The 13,305-nt window shown below is 42.2% G+C and carries 8 protein-coding genes and 3 pseudogenes; all 11 read right to left on the bottom strand.

Annotation, left to right across the window (positions count from 1 at the left end):
• Positions 1–31: 31 nt before the first annotated feature.
• Positions 32–4,180, bottom strand: a complete 4,149-nt coding sequence (locus FZ954_RS00995; protein ID WP_187423304.1) for a GBS Bsp-like repeat-containing protein — start codon at positions 4,178–4,180, stop codon at positions 32–34.
• A gap of 64 nt (positions 4,181–4,244) precedes the next feature.
• Entirely contained in the window at positions 4,245–5,003 is a 759-nt protein-coding gene (gene tpiA, locus FZ954_RS00990; protein WP_148876327.1) for a triose-phosphate isomerase, read from the bottom strand.
• 158 nt (positions 5,004–5,161) lie between these two features.
• On the bottom strand, positions 5,162–5,923 hold the full coding sequence (locus FZ954_RS00985) for an HAD family hydrolase (RefSeq protein WP_148876324.1): 762 nt from the start codon (positions 5,921–5,923) through the stop codon (positions 5,162–5,164).
• Positions 5,904–6,308 carry a PaaI family thioesterase gene (locus tag FZ954_RS00980; RefSeq protein ID WP_005589681.1) on the bottom strand — a complete coding sequence of 135 codons (405 nt, stop codon included), beginning with the start codon at positions 6,306–6,308 and terminating at the stop codon, positions 5,904–5,906. The genes FZ954_RS00985 and FZ954_RS00980 overlap by 20 nt, the downstream gene beginning before the upstream one ends.
• Before the next feature lie 256 nt (positions 6,309–6,564).
• Complete coding sequence (locus tag FZ954_RS00975; RefSeq protein ID WP_148876320.1) at positions 6,565–7,746, bottom strand: MFS transporter; 1,182 nt, start codon at positions 7,744–7,746, stop codon at positions 6,565–6,567.
• A 78-nt stretch (positions 7,747–7,824) separates the two neighbouring features.
• Positions 7,825–8,688, bottom strand: a complete 864-nt coding sequence (locus FZ954_RS00970; RefSeq protein ID WP_148876317.1) for a helix-turn-helix domain-containing protein — start codon at positions 8,686–8,688, stop codon at positions 7,825–7,827.
• Between the two features lie 84 nt (positions 8,689–8,772).
• On the bottom strand, positions 8,773–9,657 hold the full coding sequence (locus tag FZ954_RS00965; RefSeq protein ID WP_148876315.1) for a DUF2207 domain-containing protein: 885 nt from the start codon (positions 9,655–9,657) through the stop codon (positions 8,773–8,775).
• Between the two features lie 16 nt (positions 9,658–9,673).
• Positions 9,674–10,555 (bottom strand): annotated as a pseudogene (locus FZ954_RS00960) (hypothetical protein).
• A 122-nt stretch (positions 10,556–10,677) separates the two neighbouring features.
• Positions 10,678–10,812, bottom strand: a pseudogene (locus FZ954_RS00955) (MutR family transcriptional regulator); the annotation flags it as partial.
• A 4-nt stretch (positions 10,813–10,816) separates the two neighbouring features.
• Positions 10,817–11,173, bottom strand: a pseudogene (locus FZ954_RS12045) (hypothetical protein).
• Between the two features lie 27 nt (positions 11,174–11,200).
• A complete protein-coding gene (locus FZ954_RS00945; protein WP_148876312.1) occupies positions 11,201–13,096 on the bottom strand; it encodes an ABC-F family ATP-binding cassette domain-containing protein in 1,896 nt (631 codons plus the stop codon).
• Positions 13,097–13,305: the final 209 nt, after the last annotated feature.

Raw genomic sequence — 13,305 nt, 5'->3', positions numbered from 1 at the left:
AAAACCAAGGTTTCCCTTGGTTTTTTTGTGTTTATCTATAACGAGGTGACGCGAAACCACGGATATTTCCATGACCAATACGATAAGTATTACGTTTAACTTCGTCGTTACTGTTACCTTCAATCGTATGAATGATACCATTTTCAACTTTTTCGACAATACCGATATGATCAGCCCAGCCATCATTTTGCTGGGTATCTTTATCCCAGTTAAAGGTGATAATATCGCCCGCTTTAGGTGTAGAATTACCATCTTCATTCCAGATACCTAGACGTTTAAAGATATGAATATGGCGCTCAACACCACATTCGCGACCGATGAGATCGCTCAGGCCTTCTCTTTGGAAAATAACTGTTGTGAAAATGTCGCACCAGTCATCTGAATTCTTTACAGCATAACCGACTGGTAGCGGTCTAACGCTATTATAGTCATTGACCAAACGGTGGTGCTCAGCACTGCCTCCCTTGACGCCAACCATCGCTGCTGCTGCTGCAAGAACACGATCACGCTGATTGCTAGGCGATTGAGGATATTTGATAGAAACCGTGGTCTTCTCTCCACCAGCTCCTTGCAGCTGATTGCGATTGTTCAAGTAATATAGGTGAACATTGTACTCGCCTTGGCTATTTTTATGGTCTCTTGCATAAACATGCTTGCGATAAGTACCATCAGCTTGGCGTTCCGCCGTATACCATTGAATATCATCTTGTCCATTTTGACTGGACCAAGTTGGCAAATAGACAGTTTTGACACCTTCTGGAGCTACAACACCAGAAACGACGATATCAAATTCACCAGTTTCATTGTTTTTATTTTGAATACTGATTTTTCCCTGTGGTTTCTCCCCTGTCGCAATGGAAACCTTAGTTGTTGTGCCACCAACACCGACCATCTTACCGTCGTTTTGGACATAGTACAAGTGGACACTGTAGTCGCCAACAGAATTTTTATGATCGCTGGAACGGACAGTAAATTTATAAGTACCGTCTGACTGTTTCTGTGCCTTGTGCCAGATGATGTCATCTTGACCATTCTCATTTGACCAAGTCGGAAGCAAGACTTCACGAAGGCCTTGCGGGCTGGAAACCTCGGACACAATCACATCGAATGTACTGGTCTTTGGATTGTTGTTAGCAATAGTCAGCTTGCCTTCTGGTTTAGCAACCGAAACCTTAGTCGTCGTGCCACCGACACCGACCATCTTGCCGTCATTTTGGACATAGTACAAGTGGACACTGTAGTCGCCGACAGAATTCTTGTGCTCACTAGCATGAACCGTGAATTTATAAGTACCGTCTGACTGTTTCTGCGCCTTGTGCCAAATGATGTCATCCTGACCTTGATCATTTGACCAAGTTGGAAGTAAGACTTCACGAACGCCTTGTGGGCTAGAAACCTCGGACACGATCACATCGAATGTACCGATCTTGGGATTGTTGTTGGCAATAGTCAGTTTACCTTCTGGTTTAGCAACTGAAACCTTGGTCGTCGTGCCACCGACACCGACCATCTTGCCATCGTTTTGGACATAATACAAGTGAACACTGTAGTCGCCGACAGAATTCTTATGCTCGCTAGAATGGACGGTGAATTTATATGTACCGTCTGACTGTCTTTGTGCCTTGTGCCAGATGATGTCATCCTGACCATTCTCATTTGACCAAGTTGGAAGCAAGACTTCACGAACCCCTTGTGGGCTAGAAACTTCTGACACGATCACATCGAATGTACCAGCCTTAGGATCGTTATTGGCAATAGTTAACTTGCCTTCTGGCTTAACAACTGAAGCTCGAGTGACTTTAGTCGTTGTACCGCCAACACCAACCATCTTGCCGTCGTTTTGGATATAGTACAAGTGGACACTGTAGTCGCCTACAGAATTTTTGTGATCGCTGGAACGGACAGTAAATTTATAAGTACCGTCTGACTGTTTCTGTGCCTTGTGCCAAATCAAATCATCCTGACCTTGTTCATTTGACCAAGTCGGAAGCAAGACTTCACGAACACCTTGCGGACTAGAAACCTCGGACACGATCACATCGAATGTACCGGTCTTTGGATCGTTGTTAGCAATAGTCAGCTTGCCTTCTGGTTTAGCAACCGAAACCTTAGTCGTTGTACCACCAACGCCGACCATCTTGCCGTCGTTTTGGATATAGTACAAGTGGACACTGTAGTCGCCTACAGAATTCTTATGCTCGCTGGAACGGACGGTGAATTTATATGTACCGTCTGACTGTTTCTGTGCCTTGTGCCAAATCAAATCATCCTGACCTTGTTCATTTGACCAAGTCGGAAGCAAGACTTCACGAACGCCTTGCGGACTAGAAACCTCGGACACGATCACATCGAATGTACCGGTCTTTGGATCGTTGTTAGCAATAGTCAGCTTGCCTTCTGGTTTAGCAACCGAAACCTTAGTCGTTGTACCACCAACGCCGACTAACTTACCATCACCTTGAACGTAGTACAAGTGGACACTGTAGTCGCCGACAGAGTTCTTATGCTCGCTAGAACGAACTGTGAATTTATATGTACCGTCTGACTGTTTCTGTGCCTTGTGCCAGATGATGTCATCCTGACCTTGCTCATGTGACCAAGTTGGAAGTAAGACTTCACGAACCCCTTGTGGGCTAGAGACATCAGACACGATCACATCGAATGTACCAGTCTTAGGATTGTTGTTGGCAATAGTCAGCTTGCCTTCTGGTTTAGCAACTGAAACCTTAGTCGTTGTACCACCGACGTTTACCAACTTTCCGTCACCTTGAACGTAATACAAATGAACATTGTATTCGCCCGTAGAACCTTTATGGTTGGCAGCATTAACTGTCAGCTTATAAGTTCCGTTGGCTTGCTTCGTTGCAGTGTACCAAACAATATCATCTTGCCCACGCTCACTGGACCAAGTCGGAAGTTTAACTTCCTGAACTCCATATGGTGCGGAAACTTCGGAAACAACGACATCAAATGTGCCAGTTTTTGGATTATTATTTTGAATACTAATCTTACCTGTCAGCGGTTGTTTGACCAAAGTAGCTCTAGCTGTAAATCTACCAGAGTAGTCAATACTTTGATCGAAAACATGCTTACCAGAAAGCAGCTGCGCTTGAGAAGTAAATTGCCAAGCTCCTGCTCTGCTATTGTACTTCAAATTTTTAGCATCATTTGCACTTAGCTTCGGTGCTGGATACTGAGCAATCCAAAAATTATCAAGGCCAAAGAGAGATGTATTGATTGAACCTTTGTGGCGTAGGTTGTTCTGGTCAACCCAGCTAGCACTTGTGTAATACATCAGATTTGCATATCCCTGCTTGCGCATTTCATCCGCCCAAGCCTGAGTATGCTGGTTGATCCCCGTTTGCATTTTAGGATCTTCCATGTCATTGACCATGACTGTATTTTTAGGCAAGGACAGTTTATTAGCAAAAGCAGCATAGTAACGGGCTTCTGCTCTCGCTTCTGCATCATTTGTATAATGCGAGAAAGCATAGGTTGATACTTGCAAACCAGCTGCTTGCGCATTTCGAACCTGAGACTCAGCATAAGGATTAGTATAGTGGGTTCCTTCTGTCAGTTTGACAACGACACCGCCAACACCTTTGGATGCTAATTGGCGATAGTCTTCTACGCTGATATGGCCGTTATGACTACTCACATCCACAAAGGTAGAGCCCTTGATTTCTGCTTGTGAATTGCCACGCGCTGTTTGTCCTGCTGAAGAAGCCGCATTATAAAAAGAAGTACTACCTTTTTTGGATGCAGGACTGGTGCTGATCGCTGGGGAAGTCTGCTCAGCCTTTACTGGATTCTGAATCGCTTCAGAAGTAGCTATCTTTGCTTGTTCACTAGTAGCTATCTTTGCTTGTTCACTCGCTTTATTTTCTGGTACATTTTCCTTGACCAGACTAGCAGCAGGTGCCAGATTTTCTGGTGCCTTGTATACTGGACTAGCTTCCGCATTTGCGGCCGAGCTTTCTTGTTTGACTTGACGGTCAGTAGACACCGCTTCTGGTAAGGCTACCTGCTGAGGTTGATGATCTTTTTCTACTTGAAGTTCTGCCTTAGCTACTTCAGGGTCTGTGGTTGTCGGCGCATTTTCTTCTGCCTGTACTACGTTAGCCGTTGCTGCTAGCAATATAGCTGTACTGGCTAAATAGATAAGTTCCTTTGATTTCACCTTTTATCTCCAAACTTTTAAAAAGCTTGCCACCTTTAAGGCAACAAGCCATTTATTGTTATTCTTATTTCACAAAATCAAGAAGAGCTAGGAAGCTTTCAGCTTCAAGTGACGCTCCACCAACAAGGGCACCATCAACGTCTTGGCAAGCCATGTATGAAGCAACGTTTTCAGGTTTAACTGAACCACCGTATTGAACGCGAACTTTATCAGCAACTTCTTGACCAAAGTCAGCCGCTACAACGTCACGAACAACCTTACACATTTTTTGTGCGTCGTCTTGTGAAGCTGATTTACCAGTACCGATAGCCCAGATTGGCTCATAAGCGATAACTGATGCAGCAACTTGTTCAGCTGTCAATCCAGCCAAAGCAGCAGATACTTGAGCACCTACGAATTCAGCCGCTTTACCAGCTTCGTAAGTTTCAAGGCTTTCACCACAACAAATGATTGGAAGCATACCATTTGCAAAGATTGCTTTAGCTTTTTTGTTGATATCTTCGTCAGTTTCATGGAAGTAGTCACGGCGTTCTGAGTGACCGATAACAACGTAGTCAGTACCGATTTCTTTCAAAACTTGTGGGCTTGTTTCACCAGTGAAAGCACCTGCATTTTCAAAGTAGCAGTTTTGAGCAGCAACTTTAAGGTTTGAACCTTTTGCAGCAGCAAGAACAGTTGTCAAATCAACTGCAGGAGCTGCGATACCTGCTTCAACAAGGTCTGATGAAGGAAGTTTTGATGCAACTGCTTCAACGAATGCTTTTGCTTCTTCTGGATTTTTATTCATTTTCCAGTTACCGGCAATAAATGGTTTACGTGACATTTCACATACCTCTTCTATTTTTATTTATATGGGCTATTATATCATAAGCAAGCAAATTAATAAAGGTTATCCACAATTTTTCATCAAATCGTAATGTTTCTCTAAGTTATCCACAGTTTTGGCTGTGAATAAACCATTCAAAGACCTCGCGACATCCTTTACTTCCTATTTTCCAGCAGTTCTTCTATATCTGTAATGACTCTGGCCTGCATTTTATTGAGCTTGTTTATCTCTGCATCCGAGTATGGGAATGTGTTCAGCAAGACTCCATCAATCCCAACAGCTTGAGCAATAGCCATATCCGTAGAAAAATCATTGCCAACCATCACCGTATCTTCTGGATTGAGCTGATTCTCTTCCAACACAAGCTCTAGCCATTCTGCTTGCGGTTTTTTGATCTGATAGTCAGAAGAAATATAAATTTTATCCAGATAGGGAGCACAACCCGTCAATTCAATTTCTGGCATTGTAAAAGCCCTTTGAGCATTGGATAGCAATATAATATCGCCACCCTGGTCCTTAATGGCCTTTAAAACTTTGAGGGTATTCGGATAGGCATGGAGCTGACGACGGGACAAACTCCGAAAAGTCACGGCCAGCTGCTCTCCCCAAGCCTGCAAATCAGGAAGCGGAGTCTGGGTTTCATGCTTAGTTGGAGCTTCCTGCAAAAGCTGAATGAAAACCGCCACCAAATCAACCTCTGGATAGGCAACGCTTTTCTCTTGAGCTATCTTATTTTCCTGCTCTACTACTAATTGTCCATACTTCTTTTTCAAGTCTTCTGGCTGATAATCTGCTCCATATGCTGCATAGATGCGGGAAAGATACAACCATAAAGTCGGATCATCTTCGTCAGTCCGGATATCTACTAGTGTTCCGTAAAAGTCAAAAAGATAATGTTTATATTCTAACTTGTGCATTTTCGCCCCTTTCGCCAGTGACAAACATGGTAAAGGTCCCCTTGCAGACATTCTTTCCATCTTGGTTGACAATATCCACATCCACCACTCTAGTTGTCCGGCCTGCATGGATACAGTTCCCCTCAATGCTCAGAGTATCGCCTAGTTTGGCCGCTTTTAGATAATTGATAGAAGATTGCAAGGTCACAGCGTCAGCTCCTTGTGAAATGACAACCAAACCACTTATCTGATCGCACAAGGTGAACAAGTAACCTCCGTGTGCATTTCCATAATAGTTTAGAGAAGAGGGGACGACCTCTGTGGTTACTAAAACATGGCCATCTTTGGCCTCCTCAATTTTATAGTTTTCAAATGCTGAAATCGCATCAAAATGAAAATCTTTCATTCCTCACTCCATTAATTTTGCTTATACTTCATCATACTACTTTTACTAGCAGGGAACAATGATTATATGTACATTCCAATGGAAAAAATTTTTCTACCAGCTATTCAAACACCTCGCACTACTAATTTATCAGCCGATTTAGGCTAGTAGCTTGGAAATAAAGTTCTAAGCCAAATTAGGCTAGTAATGAATTTAAAAATTCTCAGCTGAAGATTTGCAAGACAAAACATTAAACTAGATTGGAAATCACTCCAACCTAGTTTTTTTCTACTTTCTTTTGATAAAGGTAGGAAATCAAAGCCAATCCCATCACTCCTAGACCAAGTAGGAGAAAGGTGGCTGTGCGGACACTCGGCAGAAGCGTCATCAGGAAAGTCGCAGGAGGCATGAAAAGAATTGCCAGCGTGTAGATCGTTGAGAAAACGCGGCCGAGATACTGCTTGTCTACCTTGGTCTGAACCTGGCTGAAGAAATGAATATTGAAAACAGTCATAAAGAGCTCACAGATAAGATTACCAGAATAAGAAAAATAGGGATGAACTGGTAGCAAGGCAGAGATGCCCATGACTGCGACTCCGACACCAGTCAATAGCAGAGCTAGGAGTAGATTTCCCATACTGGCCTTAACCTTGCTGGCTAGAATGGCTCCAATGATTGAGCCAATAGCGCCTAAACTCAGAATAGTCGCATAAGAGCCAGTCTTGCCGTAGAGCTGATTGGTAAAAGGCAATAGATAATTAAAGGCCGCAAAGAAGAAGTTAACTGCAGAAGCTACTAAAAGCAGAAAGAAAATTTCTTTTTGCCGCCGGATATAAACTAAACCTTCCTTGATGTCTCTCAGGATATTGCCAAAATTAATGGGAGACTTCTGCTTGATTGGCTCATGATTAGGTAGAAAATAAACCAAGGCAAAAGCCAGAAAGAAACTAAGAGCATCCAGCTGAAGGGTCACGCGCAAATTTGCATACTGCATCACGATAAAAGACAAAACTGGAGCTGAAACACTGATAACCTGCAAGGCTAATTCCAGATGAGAATTGTAGGCCACGATGTCTTCCTTGTCCACAATCTCTGTAATGTAGGATTTATTAGCTGGCCGAGAAAAGGCAAAGGCTATAGCCTGAACCACATTGGCAAAAATCAGTGCTCCAATCATGAGTCGGTCACTAGAGATAAAGGAAATCAGCAGACAAAGCCCGGCACAAATCAAGTCCGTTACCATCAGCACCTTACGTCTGGAAAAGCGGTCCGTAATGGCTCCTCCAAAAGGATTGAATAAGATAGAAGTGACTAGCTCTGATATCTGGTAAATGCCCAAGACCGTCTGTCCCAGAGCTCCCAAAGAAGCAAGCCAGATGCTATTCCCATAGTCATAGAGCATATTTCCAATTTTATTAATAGCAGCCCGTGTAATCAGCTGTGCTGCCTGTCGATTCATAAAAATACCTCCTTCCATTTCTGAAACTATTGTATCAGGAATGGAGGGAGGTTCTTTATTTTTCCCATATTTGGGAAATTATGCTTTTACAAACTTATGGAAATGCTCTTGATAATAGGCGACCTGCTCAGGTAGTTCCAGCACTTCAAATATGTGCATGGCTTCCTGCATTTGCGTGATGCCCTGCTTCTTCTGCTCCTTCTGATAAGCCGCAAAACCCTTGAGATAGAGGAACACATTGCGTTCATAGAGTTTAATGCCCTTGCCAATGATTTTCTCTACGTAAGCCTCAAAATAACTAGCCTTATCAAAAGAACGACCTTCCAAACAATGCTGGTAACAATTGAGCGCTAAAATCAAGACCAATTTCTTATGGCGGCCGATTTCTTTATAGTAGTCCTCCCGCTCCATGACTTCCTTGCCCAGACGGTAGACGTAGTCCACATCATAAAAGCTATAGAGATTTCCAAAGAGAATCAGCTCATACATAGTCCATTCTTCCACTTGGAAAAGATAATCAGCCACCTTATCTAAATCCTCTTGCCTCATACGAAACTGGCTGTCTCGCTGACAAATCAAGCCCTGCATCAAAATCCAATTCAGCTCATAGTAAAGAGGCGCACTGCTGGCCTTGGCCTTTTCCAACTGCTCCGCTTGCAAGTCTTGAAATCCCTTGATGTCATTTGAGTAGTAAAGAGGGATAATCTTACCCATCATGGCCACATGCTCATGCTGCTGGAAATTCCGGGCCTTGTCCATAAAATTTTCAAGGGTCACATGTATATTATCTAAAAGATCTAAAAATTTCGAGAGAGTCATATCCGACTCACCCAGCTCAAAACGAGATAGCTGAGAGGTAGAGCAAACCTGACCAGCCGCTTCCTTCAAAGAATAATGTCCATTCAAACGAAAATCACGAAAAACTTTGCCTAAATCTTCCATTTGTTTACCACTTTAATTTCTTTAATTGCTGTTCTGCTAAAAACTCTATTCACTTATCTCTGTTGCCCACACCAATCGTTCTTTTTACCTATTTTGCAATAACTCCTTGTGTTTCTTTAAATACTTTTTCCCATACCATTCTTCCACAGTTTTCCCTTCCCACTCGCGGTATTCTTCAGGATATTTCCATTTATAGTAGCCTTCTAAAAGGAAAGGAAACTCCATAAATACAATTATGGCTATTAAACCAATATTGCCCACGATCCAACATATAAAGAGGCCAAAAACAGTTATAGAAGATGAAAAATTAATAGAAAAAGCTTTGAAAATATAATTAACAATCACAGCCAAGCCCAATATACCGGCTCCATAAATAGCAATACCTTTAGCAATTTTATCTTGTAAGGTAGGTGACTTAATTTCTCCATACATTCGTTTTTTCAAACTTCTAAGCTCCGTTCTTAACATTACATAAGCCAAGAATACTAGAAGTCCAAAAAATACCAAGATCCCCCATATTGTTAATATAGGTAAACTCATTGTTATGGCCATCAAATTAAATTCAAACATAAGCCATATCATAAAAGTTATAAAATGAAAGCGATAACGATAAGGGAGGATAAACGTCCGTTTAAAAAATTTACCCATTAATACCAATAACAACCAAATTAACAAGCAAATTAAATAAAGCTCGACTGTTAGCAAAGGATACTGAGAAACTGGTAACGTTAAATCTTTAGGATCAGAATTTTGCAATGATAGGGTAAAAGCAAGGAACATGAAATTTAAACCTATCGGAAACAACAGACTAAGAATAAAAGTTTTAATACCAAACCAAAAGGAAGGTCTCCCTTTCTTAAAGGCTTTCCCAAGTTTATTATAATAATCTTGTTTCTGATACTGTAAAAACCCATCATCTTCCAAATTTAAACTCTCTTCAAAACTTGCTTTAAAAATTGATTTCTTCATACTTTTCACCCAAATCCTATTTTAATAACTCCTTGTGTTTTTTTAAATATTTTTTTCCATACCATTCCTCTACAGTCTTACCTTCCCACTGACGATATTCTTCTGGGTATTTCCATTTGTAGAATGCTTGTAAATAACTAGGAAATTCGATGTAAATTAGCATAGCAATCACAGCAATATTTAGGATAATCCATGTTATCAAAAGACCTAATCCTTCCAATGAAGTTGAAAATTTTATGGAAAAACTTTTTATAATAAAGTTTATAATTACTCCAATTCCCAAAAAACTCATTCCATAAATCGCTATCTTATTGGCAATTTTGTTGCGAAGAGAAGAGCCACTTCCATTACCATACATCAGTTTTTTAAGACTTTCAATTTCAAGGCTAAACATAAAATAGGCTAATATAGTAATAAAAACAAAAATAGCAGCAACCATCCAAATAGATAAAGTTGGTAATGACATATCAATCGCTAACAGATTAAATTCAAGACTAAGCCAAATTAGAAATGTGATGACATGAAAATGATTACGATAAGGCAGTATAAAAGCTTTTCTAAAAACTTTACCAATCAATATGATAAATACCCAAATTAAGAAACAGACTAGATATACCTCAGCTGTTAGTAATGGATGTTGATAGATAGGCAATCTTAAATCTTTAGGATCAGAGTCGTGCAAGGACAGCTAGAAAACAAGAATCATAAAGTTTATAATGACAGGACCGATAAGAGTGAAAACAATATTCTGAATATGAAGAACTAGTTTAGACTTTCCTTCCCTATAATATGTTTCTAACTTAGAGAAAACATTTCCTTTCTGATACTGTAAAAAACCATCATCTTCCAAATTCAAACTCTCTTCAAAACTGGCCTTAAAAATCGATTTCTTTTTCATTTTTAATCTCCAAACCCAGATGTCATAGATTTCCACCCGCTCGAGACAGCCTTAACAGCGTCTCCTAAAAGGGACTCAGCACGCATGAGAGAGTTTAAAACTTACTCTAGGCGAGATGAGTCTTTAGTAAAAATCAAATTTTTTTCTACAAAAACGAAAGATGTAGCCGAAGTCGAGCAAACCTGACCTGCCGCTTCCTTCAAAGAATACTGTCCATTTAAACGAAAATCGCGAAAAACTTTGCCTATATCTTCCATTTGTTTACCACTTAAATTCCTTTAAGTACCTTTCTAACTCTTGCAAGTACCCTTCGTCGAATCCTTGATCTTCTTTCACGGAAAAATCTAATTGTCTTAAGTAGGAAATCAGCCAATCAACCAATAGATCATACTGATGAAGAGGTAGGCGTTTCATCTGCTCTTCAACAAAAGAAATGGCCTCTGCAAAGCGCTACTCTTGTAAGACTTGCTGAAGATAGCGAGCCCCGTTGATGAGTCTTCCTTCCTCATCCTCATACTGCCCCAAATCTAAATTCTGAATCTGTAGGCGCAAAGTTGTACCAATCATGTCGGCTACACCTTTAATCTGCTTCATAAACCAATCATTTTCAGTCGCCATCATGTTCTCCTTATTCAAATTAGAAAACTACACCTTCTCCGCCAGTTCCTCCCATTCTAGCATGGCTTCTTCTTGGGCAGCGGTCAGCTGGTCGATTTGCTGCTGGCTCTCCATGAGTTCGCCAGCGTCATTGGTTGCCTGCATGGCTTCCTGAAGCTGACTGATCTGGCTGTCCAAGTCCTCGATTTGCGCTTCCAGTTGTTCTAGGCGACGGGCCAGACGGCGCTGTTCTTTCTGGTTTTCCTTTTGAAGCTGATAGTCATTGGCAGGGGCAGGCTTGTCAGGACTGGTCTGCTCCGTCTCCTCACGCAAGGCTTCCTGCTCTGCCTTTTTCTCCAGATAGTAGTCATAATCACCCAGATAAAGGGTGGAGCCTGTTTCAGAAAGCTCGATAATCTGAGTGGCTACGCGGTTGATAAAGTAGCGGTCATGGCTTACAAAGAGCAGGGTTCCGTCAAAGTCAATCAGGGCATTTTCCAGCACTTCCTTGCTGTCAATGTCCAGGTGGTTGGTCGGCTCGTCTAGGATGAGAAAGTTGTTGTTTTCCATAGACAGCTTGGCTAGGAGTAGGCGTGCTCGCTCTCCACCTGATAGCATGCCGACAGACTTCTTGACATCGTCTCCCGAGAAGAGAAAAGCGCCTAAGCGATTGCGAATCTCGACCTCTGGCGTCAGCTTGAAGTCATTCCATAGCTCATCAAGAACCGTATTGCTGGCAGTCAGTTTACTCTGGGTCTGGTCATAGTAGCCCACTTCCACATTAGCCCCCAGCTGCTCCTTGCCTCTGATGAAGGGCACTTGCCCGATTAGTGATTTAATCAAGGTCGTCTTTCCAATCCCATTTGGCCCGACAATAGCTACCGCATTAAACTTGCGAATGTCAAGGTTAATCGGCTCCGACAGGACTTCCTCACCGTAGCCAATAGCTGCATCTTCCAAGGTCAGCACAACATTGCCCGAAACTTTATCAGATTTGAATGTCATATTAGCCGATCGACTGCCGGTCTCCGGCCTGTCCAAACGCTCCATCTTTTCCAGCTGTTTACGGCGGGACTGAGCCCGCTTGGTTGTGGAAGCCCGAACCAGATTGCGATTGACAAAGTCCTCCAGCGCAGCGATTTCTTTCTGTTGCTTTTCATAGTTCTTGGCTTCAGTGGCCAGCTTCTGCTCCTTTTGGACCACAAAGCTAGAGTAATTGCCCACATAGCGATCCAAGGAATGCTTGGTCAAATCCAACGTTATAGTCGCAACCTTATCTAGAAAATAGCGGTCGTGGCTGACGATGATTAGGGCACCGCTGTAGTTAATCAAGTAAGTCTCCAGCCAGGCAATGGTCTCGATATCCAAGTGATTGGTCGGCTCGTCCAACACCAGCAGCTCTGGCTTCTCCAAAAGCATCTTGGCCAGAGCCAGACGGGTGTTCTGCCCGCCCGAAAGCTCAGAGATCTTCATCTGCCACATGGACTGGTCAAACTTGAAACCATTCAAAATAGCTCGAATATCAGCCTCATAGGTAAAACCACCTTTCTGGCGAAAGTCCTCTGACAGCTGGTCATACTGGGTCATGAGAGCAGTCAGCTCTCCCCCTGACAATTCTCCCATTTGCAGCTCCATCTGCCGCAAGCGCTTCTCTTGCTGACGCAGACTATCAAAGACCAGCAGCATCTCGTCGAAGATAGTATTCTCCGACTCAAAGCGACTGTCCTGAGCCAGATAGGACAGGGATAAGTCTCGTTTTTTATTGATTTGACCAGACGTCGGCTCTTCCTCGCCCACCAAAATCTTGAGCAGGGTTGACTTCCCAGCTCCATTTTTACCGACGAGGGCAATACGGTCACTCTCATCCACCTGCAGGTTGATATTATCAAAAAGTAGCTCCCCTGCAAAAGAGCGTTCAATCTTGTTTGCTTGTAAAATAATCATAAGACCATTATAGCAGATTTCCAAGTACAGGGCCATTGGCTGTCATAAAAAATGCAATCCAAACTATCTGTCTCTCAAGCCAATTCAAAGAAAAATTTTAAATTTTTTCGCAAGTACTCCGACCAGAATATCCTGTCTAGTGATTGAGCACCAAGCTTTCCCTACCATCAAATCAGACTTTAAATATATTGGCATGCCCAATAAAGCCG

The organism is Streptococcus sp. Marseille-P7375, assembly GCF_902460365.1.
Lineage (GTDB): Bacteria > Bacillota > Bacilli > Lactobacillales > Streptococcaceae > Streptococcus > Streptococcus cristatus_I.
This window is presented reverse-complemented; position numbering and strand designations above follow the sequence as displayed.